The sequence below is a fragment of the Desulfosarcina sp. genome, assembly GCF_041551955.1.
Taxonomy (GTDB): Bacteria; Desulfobacterota; Desulfobacteria; order Desulfobacterales; family Desulfosarcinaceae; genus Desulfosarcina.
Genome location: NZ_JBFELV010000003.1, coordinates 21,217 through 40,517, shown reverse-complemented (window position 1 = coordinate 40,517; position 19,301 = coordinate 21,217). Strand labels below are relative to the sequence as shown.

16 protein-coding genes are annotated in these 19,301 nt (G+C 55.2%); 9 read left to right on the top strand and 7 right to left on the bottom strand.

Annotated elements, in window-relative coordinates; translation table 11 throughout:
• Positions 1–250: 250 nt before the first annotated feature.
• Complete coding sequence (locus ABYV26_RS00750) at positions 251–1,195, bottom strand: threo-3-hydroxy-L-aspartate ammonia-lyase (RefSeq protein ID WP_372677211.1); 945 nt, start codon at positions 1,193–1,195, stop codon at positions 251–253.
• Positions 1,196–1,217: 22 nt separating this feature from the next.
• On the bottom strand, positions 1,218–2,087 hold the full coding sequence (locus ABYV26_RS00745; RefSeq protein ID WP_372677209.1) for a homocysteine S-methyltransferase family protein: 870 nt from the start codon (positions 2,085–2,087) through the stop codon (positions 1,218–1,220).
• Positions 2,088–2,288: 201 nt separating this feature from the next.
• Between ABYV26_RS00745 and ABYV26_RS00740 the strand changes: the two genes are divergently transcribed.
• From ABYV26_RS00740 to ABYV26_RS00725, 4 genes are all read left to right on the top strand, one after another.
• A complete protein-coding gene (locus tag ABYV26_RS00740) occupies positions 2,289–3,464 on the top strand; it encodes a CARDB domain-containing protein (protein WP_372677207.1) in 1,176 nt (391 codons plus the stop codon).
• A gap of 18 nt (positions 3,465–3,482) precedes the next feature.
• The gene (locus ABYV26_RS00735; RefSeq protein ID WP_372677205.1) at positions 3,483–4,364 is read left to right on the top strand and encodes a hypothetical protein; all 882 of its coding nucleotides are present in this window, start codon (positions 3,483–3,485) and stop codon (positions 4,362–4,364) included.
• Positions 4,365–4,909: 545 nt separating this feature from the next.
• Positions 4,910–5,602, top strand: a complete 693-nt coding sequence (locus tag ABYV26_RS00730; RefSeq protein ID WP_372677203.1) for a hypothetical protein — start codon at positions 4,910–4,912, stop codon at positions 5,600–5,602.
• Between the two features lie 16 nt (positions 5,603–5,618).
• Complete coding sequence (locus tag ABYV26_RS00725) at positions 5,619–6,329, top strand: outer membrane lipoprotein carrier protein LolA (RefSeq protein ID WP_372677201.1); 711 nt, start codon at positions 5,619–5,621, stop codon at positions 6,327–6,329.
• 85 nt (positions 6,330–6,414) lie between these two features.
• Here the strand turns inward: ABYV26_RS00725 and ABYV26_RS00720 are convergent, their stop codons facing one another.
• From ABYV26_RS00720 to ABYV26_RS00710, 3 genes are read right to left on the bottom strand one after another with little or no spacing between them, the layout of a single operon-like run.
• Positions 6,415–9,933, bottom strand: a complete 3,519-nt coding sequence (locus tag ABYV26_RS00720; protein WP_372677199.1) for an AAA family ATPase — start codon at positions 9,931–9,933, stop codon at positions 6,415–6,417.
• Positions 9,930–11,186, bottom strand: a complete 1,257-nt coding sequence (locus ABYV26_RS00715; RefSeq protein ID WP_372677197.1) for an exonuclease SbcCD subunit D — start codon at positions 11,184–11,186, stop codon at positions 9,930–9,932. The genes ABYV26_RS00720 and ABYV26_RS00715 overlap by 4 nt, the downstream gene beginning before the upstream one ends.
• The gene (locus tag ABYV26_RS00710) at positions 11,183–12,640 is read right to left on the bottom strand and encodes a transglycosylase SLT domain-containing protein (protein WP_372677195.1); all 1,458 of its coding nucleotides are present in this window, start codon (positions 12,638–12,640) and stop codon (positions 11,183–11,185) included. Before ABYV26_RS00710 ends, ABYV26_RS00715 begins: the two co-directional genes overlap by 4 nt.
• 445 nt (positions 12,641–13,085) lie before the next feature.
• Between ABYV26_RS00710 and ABYV26_RS00705 the strand changes: the two genes are divergently transcribed.
• The 5 genes from ABYV26_RS00705 to ABYV26_RS00685 all read left to right on the top strand — a co-directional run bounded on the left by ABYV26_RS00705 (position 13,086) and on the right by ABYV26_RS00685 (position 18,482).
• Positions 13,086–14,219 (top strand): ABC transporter ATP-binding protein, encoded by a 1,134-nt coding sequence (locus ABYV26_RS00705; protein ID WP_372677193.1) that lies wholly within the window; start codon positions 13,086–13,088, stop codon positions 14,217–14,219.
• 1 nt (position 14,220) lies between these two features.
• The gene (locus ABYV26_RS00700) at positions 14,221–15,150 is read left to right on the top strand and encodes an ABC transporter permease (RefSeq protein WP_372677191.1); all 930 of its coding nucleotides are present in this window, start codon (positions 14,221–14,223) and stop codon (positions 15,148–15,150) included.
• The gene (locus ABYV26_RS00695) at positions 15,147–15,968 is read left to right on the top strand and encodes an ABC transporter permease (RefSeq protein WP_372677189.1); all 822 of its coding nucleotides are present in this window, start codon (positions 15,147–15,149) and stop codon (positions 15,966–15,968) included. The genes ABYV26_RS00700 and ABYV26_RS00695 overlap by 4 nt, the downstream gene beginning before the upstream one ends.
• Positions 15,969–16,029: 61 nt before the next feature.
• Complete coding sequence (locus ABYV26_RS00690; protein WP_372677187.1) at positions 16,030–17,061, top strand: extracellular solute-binding protein; 1,032 nt, start codon at positions 16,030–16,032, stop codon at positions 17,059–17,061.
• Positions 17,062–17,342: 281 nt separating this feature from the next.
• On the top strand, positions 17,343–18,482 hold the full coding sequence (locus ABYV26_RS00685) for a serine hydrolase domain-containing protein (protein WP_372677185.1): 1,140 nt from the start codon (positions 17,343–17,345) through the stop codon (positions 18,480–18,482).
• 8 nt (positions 18,483–18,490) lie between these two features.
• Here ABYV26_RS00685 and ABYV26_RS00680 read toward each other — a convergent pair whose 3' ends face one another.
• The gene (locus ABYV26_RS00680) at positions 18,491–18,679 is read right to left on the bottom strand and encodes a hypothetical protein (protein WP_372677183.1); all 189 of its coding nucleotides are present in this window, start codon (positions 18,677–18,679) and stop codon (positions 18,491–18,493) included.
• Between the two features lie 135 nt (positions 18,680–18,814).
• Positions 18,815–19,186, bottom strand: a complete 372-nt coding sequence (locus ABYV26_RS00675; protein ID WP_372677181.1) for a VOC family protein — start codon at positions 19,184–19,186, stop codon at positions 18,815–18,817.
• Positions 19,187–19,301 lie beyond the last annotated feature (115 nt).

Here is a 19,301-nt window from a genome sequence, read left to right as displayed (position 1 = left end):
GCATCTCGAAGACCTTGATCAACAGGTTACGATGGTCACTTTTCCCGGTACGACCCAGCTTGAAATCGGACTGGAATTTCGTGCCACATGAAGGACAGGCCATGAGCATCCCGCCGATATTCTCAGGAAACCGCAACTGCTGGCCACATGTCGGGCACTGCTTTATGTTATGATCAGTCATGGTTGGCAGGGCCTGTAAACATATATTGAAGACATACATCCCGCTTCCGCCCGCTTCGATGCATCCCCATCAAGACGACAATACTTTAATCATTGTCGCCGAATCAATATTGCCGCCACTCAAAATGACTCCAATCCTGCCTTTCGGCGCCACCGCCCGGCTGAGCAGGGCCGCCAATCCGAGTGCGCCTGACGGTTCAACAACCAGTTTCATCCGGTAAAACAGAAATTTCACCGCTTCGATAATCGCCTGCTCCGAAACCGTTTTCATATCGTCTACATATTCAAGGACCAAAGGGAAAGTAATTTTTCCCAATGACGGGGTGCGGGTTCCATCGGCAATCGTAGGCGGGTTGTCGATCCGGTGAAGTATTTTGGAATGAAAAGACCTGGTCGCATCATCGGCAAGCGCAGGTTCGATGCCGATTGTTTTGCAATTCCCCGAGGCCCCTTTTGCCGCAACTGCACAACCGCTCAACAGCCCGCCGCCGCCACAGGGCACCAAAAGCATGTCGAGATGGCCAACCGCTTCGAACATCTCCAAAGCGGCCGTACCTTGGCCTGCGACCACGTCCAGGTGGTCAAACGGTGGAATCATCACATAACCATGCTCGCTTTCGAGTTCCCCGGCGATGTCTTCACGATTGGCTTTGGCAGGGTCGTAGTCAAGAATGGTTGCGCCGTATGCTTCGGTGGCGGCCCGTTTGGTTGCCGGGGCATTGTTAGGCATCACGATGGTCGTTTTGGCATTCAGCATCCGTCCGACTAAAGCGACCGCCTGGGCGTGATTGCCCGAGGAGTAAGTGATCACGCCACGTGCTTTCTCCGGTTCTGAAAGTTGCGAGATGCTGTTGAATGCACCGCGAAACTTGAAAGCGCCGATCCTCTGGAAATTTTCACATTTAAAAAAAACGTCCGCACCAACCATCCGGTTCAGGGTCCGGGAAACCATGATTGGCGTTACATGGGCGTACCCGTTTAGTCGTTTTTTTGCGGCCAGGATGTTTTCGAACATGCCTTCTCCGATTTCATCAAACTCAAATGGACGCCCTGATCTTGTTGATGAACGCCGGTGTCGTACCGCAGCAGCCGCCCACGATGTCGACGCCGAGCGCCTTTATTTTCTTTATGTTTTTGGCAAAAAGGTTCTCATCCTCGGGATAGAATGCAATTCCATCGGGCCTGGTCTGGGGCATGCCTGCGTTGGGCTGGACGATGACGGGGATTTCAACACTCTCTCTGATCTGTTTCGCCAGACCGATCATACGGTCACTGCCCAGCGAGCAATTGGCACCCACTGCTGCCGCACCTGCATCGCGAAGCCGCTGCATGCTCACGTCAACCGGATTGCCCATTAAGGTAAAAAAGCCCTTTTTCGTTTGATTGAATGTGAGGGAACAAAACACCGGTTTGGAAGAGACCGTCTGCACCGCCTCCAATGCAGCGATGGCTTCGTTAAGGTCAAAGATGGTTTCGATAAGAAACAGATCCACGCCGGCTGCCTCGATCATTCCGGCCTGGTGGACATAGATGGCTTTGGCCCTCTCGACCGTCATGCTGCCCATGGGGGCAAGCATCTCCCCCACGGGACCTAAATCCCCTGCTACGTATTGTCCCGGTTTCGCCGCCGCCCTTGCGTTATTAACCGCTTCTGTGTTGATGATCTCAACACCCTCCTTGACGCCCATTTTTTCCAGCTTAAAGGATGAGGCGCCGAAGGTATTGGCGGTTGCCACATCTGCCCCCGCATCAAAATATGCCTGGTGTATTTCCCGTATAACCTCAGGGTGGTCAATATTCCATTTTTCTGCGCAATCGCCCCCCTGGAGCCCCCGGGAGATAAGCATGGATCCCATGCCTCCATCCAGAACCACCCCTTCGTGTTTTACTTTTTCCGTAATTTTCATGTGAGGATGACCTTTAATATTAAATTTGTCCGTTTGTCTTCCCGAGTATAGCGGTCTTTTTTTGTTAATCAAGGCCTATCGCCTTCCGGCACCCTGGTTTCTTTCCGATGCCAATCCAATCCGACCGGAACGATACGACCCCGGCAGGGGGCATTTCCCTGAACTCAGTCCTGATTGGGTCAGGTGATAATCATCCGGCCGATGTCGAAGGACCTTTTATCAGCCTATTTCGGGCCGGGACAAGAAAAACCAATTTACAGGGAGATCACTTTGGAAGCAACCATGACTAAAGTATCGATTGGCATCGGTGCGTTGGGTCGATTGCTTTTGACCCTATTGATGATCCTGTTTTTCGCCGTCGGGTGTTTGGATTCCGGTTCGGATGGCGTCAGCGGTGATGGCGTCGTGCTACCCAGCCTCGAATCCCACGAAACTCAAGTTTTAACTTCCGATACGCAGGCCGGGTATCCCGTTAATATGACCGTTGGGATTAGCTCAGTTGAAGACGTTACCGATGTCCCGGTTTCATTTTACCTGCTCAATAAAGGCCAAGCCGACGCGGCTGAAGGCAATGACGCTGACGTCCAGGCATCCTACCATTCGATCCAAACGGTCCAAGTCGAAACAGGCCAAGCGGAAGTCGAACAATACCATTGGGGAAGTATAACGTTCGCATCCTTAAAGGCTGGAAATCACCCTTACCATGCAACGATGGATGTGCCGGAAGACGTTCCCGCAGGCGAATACTACATCATTGTACATGTCGACCCTGCCAATGCAATTGCTGAAATCGATGAGGGTAAAAATAATTCGGTTTATATTAGTGGCGAGATCCAGATTGCCAACGACACAATAGCAACGAAGACACCCAATATTGTTTTGGAAAGTGTAATCCTGGATCGAGACGCTGTTTTACTCGGGTCCGAAGAGGAAGTCATTGATTACCTCCCGGGAGATCCGTACCCGCCTGAACCCACTGACCCCGATGTGGAAGATTTCGGTGCTACCGCAAAACTTTCAATTAGCGGGATCGCTGACGTTGCGGATGTCCTTCTTACGATGTGTATTGAAGTCCCCGGGTCGGGATGTGAGCCTGTGGAGATTTGGAATTCCGAGACATCACAGTATGAGCATCAACTTGTCGTGGCAACCATCAGCCCGGGTGAACCAACATCCGTGCACCTCGGTGCACATATTCCTGATGGCGTGCGTGCACTGATTGAAAATCAAGTTGTCGGTGGAGCTGACAATACGTTTAATGTAAAAGTGTCGGTTGATGCGCAGAATAACATCACCGAACACGAAGATCCCTTGGTTGACGACAACACCATGGTGGCCAGCCTGAATATTTTTACCCCCGCAGAGATAGAACCCTAGAGCCCCTTGGGAAGTGATTTGGTCGATGTTCGATCGATCGTAACACCCTTGGCCAGCAACAGCGCCGGCCTCTATTTTTCCAAAGAATACAATAAAATGTTTGCAAGCAGGTATTTTGGAACAGGCGTAAAATTCAGCGCGCTGGCGTCACTGGATACGAATGGAGCCGTCGGACATGTTTTGGGACGTGTTCCGTTGACCCTTTTTGGCAATACGTTTGACTTCGCTAAGTTTGAGGCGTTTGGGCAGGCGACCCCACCGTCTGCTCAGGACTCCGGGTTCAATCTGGATTTTCAATTTGCCGGCCAAACCTTGTACAGTCAATCCGGTGATGCCGGTTTTGCGTGGGAAAAGGATTGGAGTGTTTCAAAATCCAAATCATACACGACCTTGTTCTGGCTGGGGATTGTACCCTTATCGGTTAGTGCGGAGGCGACCGGTACGCTTGGTTTCGTTGTCGACGGTAAAATGGAAGATAACTTTTTGACAAGTGCCGCTCCCTATGTAGCTGTGGACGGCAGCGTTACGGCTGAAGTAAAGCTTCTTGTCGCAAGTGGCGGTATCACGGCGGATATAACACTTATTTCGGATGCGTTTACAGGTGAGGCATCGGCCGACATGACCCTGACAGACGCTGGTGGCGGCGCCTTCCTGCTGTCCGGCACGTTAAACGAGGACATCTATAACGAACTTGACGGACCGACAGGCAAGGTCGCCCTGTATGCCTCCTACCCAGATGGTGTAAAGTGGTGCAAGGGCGGCCGCAGTTGGTGGTCATACTGGTACCCTTGCGGGGTGAATCAACAAACCGTTAGCCAGACCTTGGTCAATTGGCAATCTTTCTCACGTACAGACACGATCCTTTCAAAGAGCCAAGGGACTCCTTTTGCGGTTAATTAAGTCTACAACGAGAAATTAGAAATCACGAAAATCCGGGCCCGGACTGAAAGCCCCGGCCCCTGGGCCCTGGCGGGGATATTTTTGGGGCAAGGCACGATAGTCGGCGTACAGCATATTATCATGGGGGGGCGGGATGAAAGCGTTCCGGTATGGTCTTGCTACCGCGTCAATCATCATCATATGTATGGGCGTATTTAGATTTAGGCCGCCAACATCCGCTTCGGTTTCACCGGTTGAATCGAACAGCACATTTAAATCTTCCCCAAAGGCCAACATAAACTGGACAACCGGTAACCGTCAAGCATACCAGCTTGAAATGCGGTCAGACATCACCCTGGGAAATGCCCCTCCACCTTCTAATTCAATCAGTCATAAGTTGTCGGGAACGCTGCACATGCGCGTTTTTGAGGTAACCGGCGCACAGGTCAAAGTGGGATTTCAATTGTCACCGGCAAATCTTGATGTTTCCGGATCCTCTGACTCGTCCCTGGATCAGGCGTTGTCCAGCCTGTTTTACGTTAATTTTTTCCATACAGGGATTGCCATTGAGTCATACCTTCCCAGGCAATTTGGATCACCCCATAAAGGAAAGGTTAAGTATTGATGAAATCAGACAAGCCGGTGAGGCACTGAATGATGTAATCGACGCATTTATTCTTGGCGCACAAGAGCCCTTGTCTGCCAGGCACCAATTGCGTGCGCTGATCGAACAATACCCTGAGCTTTCCGATCGCATCCCTGAATTGATCGCTCAACATCATCGGACCGATCGTACCGCAGCGGATCTGATTCACCTGTTAGAATTGGCCGGGCATGAGGCAGCGCAAAGGGCGCTGGTTACTTTAGTGAAAGACTCAACGGCTGACCATCTTAACCGCATCCGGGCCACCGTTGCCCTGGGAGGTGTTCAAGAGCCATCGCAAGCAGCACTGAACGACCTGTGGCGCCGCTTTGAAGACCGCGGTGATTCGGCTGCCAGAGACATCTCCAATACCGCATTTCTGTCCATTGGATGCATTGCCGCCAATCAGCGAATTCCGAATCCGGAATCATATGCGACCCTTGCCGATCGGCTTATGGTGCCCGCTTGGCATTTTCTGGTGCACCGTTTACCGAAAATCAACTCCTATCGTCTGTTCGCGGATTCACCGTGCCACACCACCGCGGGATCAAGATTGATTTTACCGCCTGAATGTCTATTTTTTGTTTTACACGTCGAGAAACCCGCATTCGTTTAAAGATGGAGGACATCCGATGATGATACAAAAACAGATAAAAACAGCCTTTTTCGCAACCCTGGTCCTTTTCCTGGCGGCACCTTCCGGAGCGGTAGATACGTTCCCCTTCCCAAAAGTGGAATTCTCGGCCGACATGACCATGACCATCAAACAGGCGGGCACGCCCCAGCCCCATGTCATCCAAGGGAAGATCTATTCCATCAAGGGGAAAGAGCGACGGGAGATCTACAGCTTCGGCCGCCAGACGGCCATCATCAATGACCGGGACAACGACCAGATGTGGACGCTCATGCCCGATCAAAAGATGGTTATGGCCAATGCGCATCCAGGGGCCCGGAAGGACCCGGCGAGCATGATCCGCGACGGGGAGCTTAAAATGACCCAAATGGGCACGGAGACGGTCGGCGGCCAGAAGGCCACCAAGTATAAGATCGCGTCCACCGACAAGGCTGATGAGGATTTTTCTGGATATGCCTGGTTCAACAAGCAGAATATTCCCTTGCGTTTTGAAGGAACGGCCAGTGAAAACGGCCTTCGCCAGGATATCGAGATTGAATACGCCAATATTGTCGTCGCCCGTCAGGATCCACAGTTGTTTGTCGTACCCGCCGACTATCGCCAGATGAACGCCGACATGGGCGCTATGGGCACCTCCGGTAAAACGTTGACACCGGAGCAGATGGAGCAAGTGATGAAGATGCTGAAACAGAAGCAGGACAACAACTGACGGAGATAGCCGATAAGCTATTGAGCGGGTGAGCTGAAAAGCTCAAACCCTGAACCCCGAACCCCGAACTCAGAACTCAGAACCCTCAACCCAGCCTATACTGCGCGATGGCCAGGTCCGGTGACCGCGTTTCGACCAATTCGACCAGGTGGTGGTGATGGGTAAAAAAAATCACCTGGGTTTTTCGGGACAGTTCGCTCAATACGGTCAAAGTGGCCAGGGACCGCTCGTCATCGAAGCGCAGGAGGATGTCGTCCACCACGAAAGGCAGCGGTTCGTTGCGTTCCAGGTACTGCTCCAGGCTGGCCAGGCGCAGCGCCAGGTAAAGCTGGTCGGCGGTGCCGTCACTCATGCCGTCGACGGTTACTTGGGCTTCGCTTTGCGGGCGGATGCCGACCAGGACCGGGTTGCCCCGTTCATCGTAATCCGCCCGCAGCCGGCTGAAGGCGCCGAGGGTCATCTGTGAGAACAGCTGGCTGGCCCGGGAGATCAGCGGCCCCTGGTGCTTTTCACGGTACTGCTCGACAGTGCGGGAAAGAATAATCGAGGCAATTTTCAAGCGGGCATATTTTTCGACGTCCGACTCGAGGTTGGCCAGCAGGCGCTCGGCATTCTCAGCGTGCCTGGCAGCCGCGGATCTGCCGTCCATCTGTTGGAGCCTGGCGTTCAGGGCGCCGATTTGCTGGTCGAGCGCCGAACGTTCTTTTTCCAAGGCTTGGGTTGCCTCTTCCAGCACCTGAAGTTCAGGCGCGATGCTGTCGGCATCCATGGACGACGCCTCATCAATAAAGGCGTCCACCGTTGCCCCGGCACTCAACCTGCGCAGCTGCTGCTCGATGCCGCTTAGATCGGTAACCAAGGTCCTGCGTTCCCGGGCCCGTTTTTCCGTTTCGGCCAGCAGGTCGGCACTGGCGCAATGAGCCGATTTGCACAGGGACTCGATCAGCGCCTCGCATTCATAAAGTCGCCGCTGCGCACCCTCCAGCTCTTTCTTTGAAGATTCCAACCGTTCGACGAGGCCTGCGTGCCGGGACTCATCTTTGCGGGCATGGGTCAACCGGCCATTAAGCAGTTCGGCTGCCCGATCCCTGGATTCGGCTTTGAGATCCGGTGCGAGGGCCTCGACCAGTTCATCCACCCGGGACGTGAATACTGCCGAATCCCGATCGATACCGTCGATACGTTTGCGCAACACGTCGGCTTCACTAATTGTGTTCCTGAATTCACGGATGCTCTCGATGACGGCCAGCGCCGCAGTCGGATTGGCATCGGCACGGATGCCAATTTTTTTGACACTTTTTTCCCAGCTGGACGTCCACCGGGAAAGGGTATCCGCCAGCTCCGCACCAGTGGATTTCCCTTCTTCCAGTTCCGCCTTGAGGCGGATCAATTCCTTGTCGACTGCGTCGATCCCGGATTCGAGGTCCTGTTGGGCCTTGATGTGCGCCTGGGCCGTCCGTATCAGCCCGGACAGCGGATACGTTGGGTCCCGGGGAACCCCGGCGGCCTCGAGCGCGGTCATCAGGTCCGATTTGAGGTCCGCCAAGCGGGCGGCAAGCGTCTCCGACTGGCGCTTTCCGGATTGCCAGTCGACCAGTTTGTCCCGCAGCAATCCAATCTCGGCCAGCCAGCCCCGCATCTCCTTCGGTGTTTGCGGGGTTATGCCCGCCGGCTGCCACACCTGCTGCCAACCGGTTTCCAGTTCACGGTGCTGCGCCAGAGAGGTTTCAAGCGCAGCGTTCACATCGACAAGCGCTTTTTCCAGCTTCTCTTTTTGTGCCTCGAGCAACCCTTTCTTGCTGACCTGGTCGGCTTCGCGCCGGAGACGATCCGAGACGTGATCCGCCCGAACCATGCTCTTTTCGAATGCATCCGACAGGCCCGAGGCATCCTCAAAATGGCTTAAATAGTCCCGGGATGCTTCCGGTGGGGGCGCCTGGCCATCCAGGGTCTGTCGAATCACCCCCCACCCTTTGTCCCGCAGGGCCCTGATGGTTTTCAGATCCGTTTCGGTGGGAACTTCCCGGATTCGATCAATGGTTTGAATATCGGCCTGGGTCCCGGCGATCTCGCCTTCCGTCGAGGCCTTTGCCTCACGCTGTTTTTCAAGCGTGCGCTGTAACGCGTCAAAGCCGACGTCGAACCGATCGATGGTCGCTTGGGTTGGCAGCGGCAGTTGGTCGACGTCCGCCAATGCACCAGCCCAGAGCGTCTGTCGTATCAAGGTGCGGCTCAGGTCCCCCTCGAGCGCATCGCTGATGGTACGCATCTCTTCTATCTGTGTTTCGATGGGACCGGCGGCCATTGCTGCCTGCAGGGCCTGTTCGAGATCGGACACATCCACAGGCGCCACCATCGCACGGCGTTGATCGAACAGCTGGCTGAACCGAATTTTGCGTTTGCGCTGCTGCTCGGCGGCTGATTCCAGCCTGACGCTCAACCGTTCGTAGGCCTTTCCAAGTTCCTGGATCTCACCCACGGTCGATGGCGGCAGCCTGAAATCCCCGGACGCTTCACCCGAGATGTCTGCGCGGATCTCCTCAAGCGTGTCGGCGGCCTGTTTTTGCAGCGTGCGCATGCGGCCGTGGAGTCCAGGCCGATCTTTCTGGGCCTTGCGAAAGCCGCCCAGCTCCTGCTGGAGCGACTCGATGGCGGCGGCATGGTCAAGCAGGGCCTGGTGAACCGGCAGGGCCTCTATCTCCCGGTTGATTTTCTCGATGGCCTCCCGGGAACGTGCCACATCCCGGGTAGCCATTTTTAGTTCTTTTTCCGCGTCACGTCGCTGGTCTCCGAAATCCTCCGCAAGATCCGGCACCCCTCGATAAGCCACAAGGGCACTGTCGATCTCTTTTTTGCGGGCAATCGACGGCAGCGCCTCTTGGATGCGCGCGAGCCTGGCCTGCCTTTGTTTGTGGTCCCCGAGCGTTGCTTTTATTTTATCCATCCGATTTTGGGCATCGCTCAGCTCGAGATGGTGCGCCTTCCATGTCTTTGGCAGCAAGAAGGCATCCTTTTGCTCCTGGCGTGCAGTCTTGATCGCCTTGATCGCCAGGTTGATCGATGGCGTCGACCCGCTGGGCTTGAAGAGCGCGCCGCATGCGCTTTCAAGATCCTTTTGAACGTTCTGAAGCCTGACCAGGCCCGCACCGGCAGCGAAGAGGGCCTCCCCGATGTTGCCTTTGCCGGATATGATCTCTTTTCCGCCCTGGATCAGGTCGTCGTGTCCGATGGCAAACATCTGCTCGAACACCTCAGGGCTGACACCGCCCAAAAAGGGAGCCAGCGCCGCCTCATCCAGCACGGTTTCATCGTCAAGGCCGCGCAGTGTCTTGACTCGCCCTTTGCGGCGAAGAAACTCGATTTCGTCGCCGCTGCCGTTGACCAGCCTGGCCCCGACGCGAAGTTTGGGGTAGCCGTGAAGAAAATTTACCGGCTCCCGTGCCGGTATGCCGAACAGCATGTGCCGGATCGCTTTCAAGGCCGAGCTTTTACCCGCTTCGTTGGGTCCAAACAGCATGTGAAAATCGGCTCCGCTATTGGGCAGATCAATGGTCACGTCGGTAAAAGGTCCATAGGCGGCCAGCCGGATGCTCCTGATTTTCATGACGCAGCGGTCTCCTTTTTCATGCTGTTCACCAGCAGTGCATGGGCCTGCGCCACCAGTTCGCGCAGCTGCTCCGGATCGTCCGGCTGGAGCCTTGCGTCTCCCTGGCGGTATTCCGGCGGCAGTTTTTGAAAAAGGGTCGACAACGCCTTGCCTATATTCAGTAATTCCGGGTCATTGGACATCAGGTCGTCCACCAGCGCGCTCAACTCGCGCAATGGCCCCGGATCGGCAACCGACCTGGCCTTGGGCCGGGTTCTAACGATTACTTTTTCGATCCAGGCCCGGTCACCAAAATGGGCAATCGCCATGGACCGGATCGCGTTCTTGAGGTGTTCGGGGTCGGCAGCGATTGGGTCGTGAACGTCTGTTTCACCGCTAAATTCCACTCGGGCAATCACCGGTTTGGGATCATGCCGATCGATGACGTTTTCGAAGATCGTCAGAAACCGTTCAATGATCTCATCGACGCGGGTCACCCCGTCCAGATCGACAGGCACCCGTTCCCAGCGGATCACATCGATGTCGTGGCGGATTATCTCAGGGGGTGTCCCCTCTTCCGCGGTCACCAGCACACACCCCTTGGCGCCGGACTCCCGAATGTGGCGTCCCTGGGCACATCCGGGAAACACGACCGGCGGATCCTCCGCAACCCGCTCAAACTGGTGCACGTGCCCCAGGGCCCAGTAGTCGTAGCCTTTGTTGGTTAAGTCATCGAGCGAGCACGGGGCGTAGTTTTCGTGCCCCTCCCTACCGGTGAGGCTGGTGTGCAGCAGGCCGATGTTGAAATGCCCGGGAACCGGGTCCGGATAGTCGAGTGCGAGGTTGTCCGTAATGGCAACCTGTGCAAAGCTTTGCCCGTGAACCGCCACTTTCAAGTCTTCGATGATTTGGGTTTCGGGTTTTCTGGATGATAACACGTGGACGTTGTCAGGATACGGCAGGGTTCGCGTCATCTTGCCGGCCGCATCGTGGTTGCCCGAAACAATGAACACCTGAATCCGGGTCTCGCTGAGCCGCTTGATCTGCTTGATAAAATAGAGGCCGGTGTTGTAGTCTTTCCAATCGCCATCGAACAGGTCGCCGACAATCAGCACGAAATCCACGGCTTCATCGATGGCCAGGTCAACCAGGTTCTCAAACGCGCGTCTCGACGCCTGGCGTATTTCCTCGACGGGTGCCCCCTCGTAGGCTTCGAGGCGCTGCAGCGGGCTGTCCAGGTGGATATCGGCGCTGTGGATGAATTTGATCATGGGTATTTCTTAACCCGCTGGATGGCCGCTTCCCGCTTCTCGACCTGCTGGTAGGCATTGCTGTAGATGACGTAGTATTTATTGATATTGCTGACATAGCGAACGGTCTCCTGGCCGACGATTTTCAGCATGGCCATTTCCACGTTTCGGAACCACCGGTTGGGGTCCAGTTGCATGCGTAGGGCCTTTTTCCTCGCCCGACGCATTCTGCCCGGACCAGCGTTGTATGCGGCCAGGCTGAAACGCACCTGATCCTGGGGAAGAATCGCCGCGTCATTAAAATATTGGTCTTGCAGAAACTTCAAATACTTGACCCCCGCCTGGATGTTGTTTGCCACGCTGCTGATATCCGGAATCCCGACCTTCGGATCAGCAGCGGTTTCGGGGCGGACCTGCATAATACCAACCGCTCCCTGCGGGCTGACTTTTTTGTGGTCGAAACCGGATTCCTGAAAGGCCATGGCGCTGATCAACCGCCAGTCGAAGCCATATTCGGCGGCATATTCCTTGAAAAGCGGGGCATAAGCCACCAATTTTTTCCCCGGGTTGCCCGCCAGCGGATTTTTGATCCAAGTCGTTTGTTCGTAATAGCGCCTAAACAGAATGTTCCCCAGACGAGTCCCTTTCTTATGGTTCTTGGCAAAACGATCCAGGCTAATCTTGAGCGCCGGGCTGGTTTTGCGCACGGCCCAGGCGATATCTGCGCCCTTTCGAAAGGTCAAATCGCCTACGATCCGGATGTCGGTGAGAATCTCGGCCCAGGCGGCGGCAATGTGGCTGTCGCAAACCGTACGCGCGATCGCTCCGGAGTTGACCAGCTCCAGGATGTCTTCGGTTTCCAGGTTTTCATCTGCCGGAACGATTTTGGCCGGCCGCAGCCCCTGTGCAACCAACTGCCGGTTAAGGTCCAGGAGGCTCTCGTAATAGCTGCTGCTCCGGCGAACGAATAGGCTATTTCCGGAAAGCGCCGTGACGTCTTGAATGGGGGCGACCGACTTGTGCGTGACCAGCACCTCATCGATGCCGGTCAAATAGGGTTTGGTGAAATCGATTTGTTTCAACCGCTCCGACGTTACCGTAAGGCCTGCAGCAGCGATGTCTCCGTATCCCTCGACCAGGTCGGGAATCAGGCGATCCCGAGCGACCGGTATGAACTCGAACACAACCTGGAGCTCCCTGCGGGTGACACCCTTGTTCAAGGCCTTCTGGTATTGCCTGAGCAGGGCATATTCGAAACCGCGGAGCTTGCCGTGGGACAGGAAGAAATTGGTCCGGTTATAGGTGGTCAGGACACGGATATATTTTCTCTTCAGCAACGCGTCCAGATCTTCGGTGTACCTGTCGGTCAGGTGTGCATCGAGGGGATGGCTCGCATCGACATCCTGAGCCCCTACCGGTGTGAAGGCGGTCAGGCAGAAAAAAATCGTAAACAGTGCGGTAATCGTCCGGATCATGGTTCGCTACGCTTGGTCTAGGAAGAAAACGATAATCAAATTGAATCGCATTCATTGTCAACCGTCCGCAACGCATTTGTCAAGGCGTCCGTTGTTTCTTGATCGACAATCAAACATGCATCCAGCCGCCTGCCGATCAGAATAAGGCGATGCTGCCATCGAACCCGGGATCAGTCAGCCCTGCTGATCGGTCTATATTCGGTCGATTCGGGCGCTCCCATTGATGAGCGGCTCTCCCGGGCGGCCTTTGTACTGAGTCAAAAAGAGGATTGACACATAAATACCGGTCCGATATGCTCATTCGCGTGGAACGAAAGATCTCACTTTTTCCCCCTTATCCTTCAACCTACGCGCTACGATCATCATTTCGCAGAGCTTTGATTTACACATACTAATAAGACGGCAAACAAACGAAAACCGGCCGGTAACAAAAAGAGGGCGCCGCATGGTTGAACAGCAAGGAACAGGACAAGAATATGCTGACCATTCCTTGACGGCGGCAATCAGTGCCCAGCGCGTCACCAAGGTGTTTGGTGAAGGCAAAAACAAGGTTCTGGCGCTTGACGATATTTCACTGACCATCGAAGAAAATGAGTTTTTTACCTTGCTGGGGCCTTCAGGTTGCGGCAAGACGACCCTACTGCGTCTGATTGCCGGGTTTGACCAGCCGACCTCGGGGGCAATCATGCTCAGGGGTGAGGAGATCTCACATCTGCCGCCCAATCAGCGTTCGGTCAACACCGTGTTTCAAAATTATGCGTTGTTCCCGCACATGACGGTCGCCAAAAACATCTCCTTCGGGCTCGAGATGCTGGGCCAGCCACATGATGTCATTGAAAAAACGGTTGGCGACATGTTGACACTGGTCAAGATGGAGGCGCTTCGGGACCGTCGCACCGACCAACTCTCCGGCGGACAGCAGCAGCGCGTCGCCCTGGCCAGGGCCCTGGCCCCGCGCCCCCAGGTATTGCTGCTCGATGAACCGCTTTCAGCACTCGATTACAAGCTTCGAAAGGAGATGCAGATCGAGCTCAAGCAGCTGCAGCACGACACCGGAATCACCTTTATTTTCGTGACCCATGACCAGGAAGAAGCGTTGACCATGTCCGACCGGATTGCGGTGATGCACCTTGGCCGGATCCTGCAGATCGGCACCCCTCGACAGATATACAATCAACCGTGCGAACGCTTTGTGGCTGATTTTATCGGCAAATCCAACTTCCTTTCAGCTGAGGTTCTTGCTGTGGAGGGGCGGCGCGCCCAGTTAAAGCTTTCTTCGGGGAGAAAAGTCAGTGTATCCATTCCTGAGGGCATGGATCCTGACGGCAGCGTGACTGTCGTGGTAAGGCCGGAATACACGCAACTCTTTTCAGGATCGAAGGACGTGGCCGATCTGCAGGGAGTACTCGAAAACATCGTTTATTTGGGCACGGATACCCATTATCATATCCGCTTGCCGGACGAGTCGATGTTCGTGACGCGAAGCCAAAACCAATGTAAAGTGACAGAAGCGTTTAAGGCCGGACAATCGGTCAGCATCGTTTTCAAGCCTGAGTCCGTTCAAATGTTGAGGTCCTGATGTGACTAACACGAAGACCGCATCCGGTCCGGTCAGAGACATCCAAAGAGACAGAACCAGGAGGAACTGGCTATTAAGTGCGCCTGCGTTGGTGGTTCTGGGCACAGCCGCTTCGGGGCCGCTGTTGATTGTACTCGTCTATTCGTTTCTAAGTGCCGGTGACTATGGCGGTGTGGTCTGGAAGTTTTCAACCGATGCCTGGTTCAATGTGGTTTTTTTTCGTGACATTTTCGATGGAACAACCACGTTGGCCGATGCGCATATGAAGATCCTCTGGCGATCGGTCCGGCTGTCCTTTATGACCACCTTGATCACGCTGGCCGTCGGCTTCCCGACCGCCTATGTCATCGCCACCCGACCGCGGCAAACCCGCAGCTTCTGGTTGTTCCTGATTACTGTCCCGTTCTGGACCAACCTGCTGATCCGAACATTTGCCATACTCGAAGTCATTCGCAACGAGGGCCTGATCAACATCGGCCTGCAAATGCTCGGGATTATCGACACGCCGATCCAGATGCTATATACCGATTTCGCCATCATGGTCGGCATGACGTATGTTTACCTGCCCCTGATGGTATTGCCGTTGTACGCATCCATGGAGCGCCTGGACTTCAGCCTGGTCGAGGCGGCTTACGACCTTTATGCCACACGCCGTAAAGTGCTGCACCGGATTATCATTCCCCTGGTCAAACCGGGGATCATTGCCGGGTCCATACTGGTGTTCATCCCGTCACTGGGTGCATTTGTCACCCCGCGGGTGCTGGGCGGGGGCAAGAAGATGATGCTGGGCAACCTGATCGAGCTGCAGTTTGGCGCAGGCCGCAACTGGCCGCTGGGTGCCGCGCTCTCCGTCACCCTGCTGGCCCTCGTCATGGCCGCCCTGTTATTCTATGTCCGATCGACACAGCGCTATTCGGGGAACGTGCGATGACCTATTTTAACAGGAAACGCCCGCCCTTTTCCCTGAAAGCCCAGCCCGGGTTCGGCACGATCGCCGGCCTGTGTTTCGTGATGCTCTACGCCCCGATTATTACCCTGGTTGTTTATTCGTTCAATGCGGGCAAATACATTTCACTGTGGGAGGGGTTTTCCCTGCAATGGTATGTTGCGGCCTGGGGGAACGAAGCCGTGCAGGATGCGACGGTTCGCTCGCTTTATCTGGCCGCCCAGGCGTCGGTCTATTCGACCATACTGGCGACCATGGCCGCACTGGGCACAACCCGCACACCTCCCTTTCGGGGATTGACGGCCATCTACGCCATGATCAACCAGCCGCTGATGGTACCGGAAATTGTGACCGCGGTGGCACTGTTGATCCTCTTTGCGATGATCAAATCGCTGACTGGCATTCAGGGCATGGTTTACCTCGTCATCGCCCACACCGCCTTTTGCATTCCGTTCGCCTACCTGCCCATCCGGGCGCGCCTGGAAGGCATGGATCTGATCCTGGAAACGGCGGCGGCCGACCTTTATGCCACGCCCTGGAAAACCTTCTGGCGCATCACGCTGCCCCTGCTCTGGCCGGGAATCATTGCCGGGTCGATGTTGGCTTTCGTCATCTCTTTGGATGACGTGGTGATCACCGAATTTGTCAAATCATCCGGACAAGAAACCCTGCCAACCTACATGCTGGGTCAGCTCCGCCGGGTGGTGACGCCGGAAATCAACGCCATCTCTACCCTGTTGCTCGGGCTGTCCATATTGGTGGTGTGTCTTTTGTTTTTCGTCGAAAGGAAGTTTGGAAAATAGTGGCTTTTCACATCAAGGAGATCAGCAGTAGCATTCCAACCACAACAAGGGAGGTTTTACAATGAAGATCAAGTTGGTTATTGCCGCCGTTGCCGCAGTCGGACTCTTCTTTGCGGGTGTTGTGCATTCAAGTGAATTGAACCTGTACAACTGGGGGAATTATACCAGTCCCGACCTGATCAAGAAATTCGAGACAACGTACAACGTCAAGGTCACCATCACCGACTATGACTCGAACACGACTGCTCTGGCAAAAGTAAAAGCCGGCGGACACGGCTTCGATATCGTGGTCCCGTCTGCCAACTACGTGAAGGTATTTCTCGAAGAGGGTCTGGCGCTCGAGGTTCGTCCGGATCAGATGGAGAACTTCAAGCATGTCGCCCCCCAATGGCGCAACCCATCGTTCGACCCGGGCCGCCGCTACAGCGTCCCGTGGTTGTGGGGAACGGTTGGCATCGCGGTGGACACCGATGTTTATAAAGGCGACATCAATACCTCTTCCATCGTTTTCGACCCGCCCGAAGAGCTGGCGGGCAAGATCAACATGGCGCCTGAAATGGGCGATGTTATGGGTATGGCCTTGAAGTATATCGGCAGCGAGCCCTGCACCACCGACAAGGTCGCCTTGAAAAAAGCGCGTGACCTTTTGATGGCCGCCAAACCGAAGTGGGTGTCCATGGACTATGGCCTGACGGAAAAAATGCCGCGCGGCGACTTTTCTGCGGCGCTCTACTGGAATGGCGCAGTCTATCGTGCGGGACTGGCAAAACCGTCGATCAAATTCGGTTACCCGCGTGAAGGCTACGAAATCTGGATGGACAATGCGATTGTGCTCAAAGACGCCAAAAACGTCGATAATGCTAAAAAATTCCTGAACTTTATCATGGCACCGGAAAATGCCGCCCTGAATTCCATCTTTGCCCGTTACGCCAATGGCATCAGCGGATCGGAAGCGTTCATGCCGGATGAGATGAAAACCGCGTCGGCGATCAATATCCCCGACGAGTTCAAGGATGCCGGCATGTTTTTCCCCGCCTGTTCCAAAGAGGCCACCGAGTACTACACCGCTATTTGGACGGAGTTGACCAAGTAGCCGTTCGGCCGGTTATGACCTGGCATCTAAACAAACAAGAGGATCCGGTTGCCGGATCCTCTTGTTTTCATTCAGCCGATGTCGTTGACTTAAGAAGTATTCCTATGGGGAGAATCCATCGGAATCGCTATCGAAATCGACAGACACTGCCTTTGCATTGATTCCGATCCCGACAGCGACCCCGATGTGGATCCCATCAGGACCGTTTCAGGCTACTGACGGCTTAAATTAATGATATGGTGTGCCAACCCCCTATCAATGAACCGTGGCGTGAGGAAGGCATGGAATCGACGGTCACGCTGGCCAACTGGCGGACTGCACCGTATAGCACGCAGTCCTTTCATCGTGTGGACCAGATCATCCCGGTGGCCTTCATCGACGCGTCGGGGCGCCCCAGCGGCCTTTCAGCTGATCCGACATCCCTAGACGCCGTCGTGTTCGAAGATCAGCACGGGCAGCAGCGACGATTGACCGAGGTGCTCGACGCAACCGCCACCCGGGGACTGGTGGTGCTGCGGGGGGGACGACTGGTCGCTGAACGCTATCTCAACGGTTATGACGGGACATGCCCACATATTTTGTTCTCGGTCAGCAAGTCCCTCACCGGGGCATTGACCGGGATCCTGGTTGGCCGGGGACGGATCGACCCGGACAGCCCGGTGACCCGGTACATCCCGGAGGTGTCCGGTTCAGCCTATGGTGACTGCACGGTGCGCCATGTGCTCGACATGACGGTCAGTTCGTCTTTCTCCGAAGCATACCTGGACAAATCGGGCGACTTCGCCCGCTACCGGCGCGCCATGCTATGGAACCCGGCCGAGCCGGGAGAAGATACCGGCACCCTACACGAATTTCTGGCATCCGTCCGCCCGGCACCTGAACCCCATGGAGCGGTCTTTCGTTATCTGTCACCGAATTCGGACCTTCTGGGCTGGTTGGTCGAACGTGCCTCGGGCCGGGATTTTGCCAGCCTGTTTTCCGACCTGATCTGGAAACCCATGGGGGCTGAAGCCGGGGCTTATATAACCGTCGATGCGATCGGATCGCCGCGCACGGCAGGCGGAATCTGTGCGCTTCCCCGTGATTTGGCCCGATTCGGTGAAATCATGCGCCTGGGGGGCAATCATATACTGCCCGATTGGTGGGTTCAGGACATTCGCAGCGGCGGCGACAGTGAGCCGTGGAAGGTAGGCGAGTTTTACCATATGCTTCCGACCGGCCGCTACCGTAGCCAATGGTATCAATCGGGCAGCCCATCGGGCGCCTTCTGTGCGATCGGCATTCATGGGCAGTGGCTGTGGGTCGACCCCCAAAGAGAGGTTGTCATCGCCAAGGTGTCCGCCCAAAAAGATCCGGTGGATGAGGATACCGACTTTACGCTGATTCGTGCGTTCGAGGCTATCGCCGAAGCCGTTCAATAAATAGATGATCAATCCTTTTCCGGTGTTTTCAACCGGGCGACGGTATCCACGTCGCACACATCGAAGATCTGCCCGCATCCCCCGCAAACCATCTCGCACTGGTCGGCCTTGCGTGACCGGCGGCGCTTCAGCTCGGCACGGCACTCCGGGCATTTCAGGTCCTGGGTCTGATCGTTGGGTTCGGTTTTGTCGCGCATCCGGTGTCCTCCGTTGATTGGGATCATAGCAATTGATGAACGATGAAGTAGTATCTCTACGCATAGCCAATCGTGCATATTCTGGGCGGTCCGGCTCAATCATGGATTGGGCCAGGGCACACCCCAGTAGTTCAATTATTTTTGGGAATGCAGACCCACCATATTGCCCTCGGTATCGGTCACCATGGCAATAAATCCGTATTCACCAATGGACATTTTTTCGCGATGCACCTGACCTCCATGCGCTTTGGCGCGCGCAGCCTCGACGGCACAGTCCTGGCAACTGAAATAGACCATCGTGCTGTTGCCGCCCGAAGAGACGCCGTCCATCTGAACCAACGCACCGGGGGCACCCATTCGGTCCATGGCCATCGGAAAACTCCACATGGTAGCGGCCGGACTGTCCAGGCGCTCCAGTTTGACCTGAAACACCGATTCGTAGAAGGCTTTGGCGCGGGCGATGTCTTGTACATATATTTCAAACCAACCGACTGGATTGTTGATCATTGCATTTCTCCTTGGGTATTTTTGTCAGCAAGGGATGCACGCCTTGAACGCATCCCCGCCTACTTCGATGATGAATCATGCCGCACGGTTTTATGTAAGTCAAAAATGAGTGCGG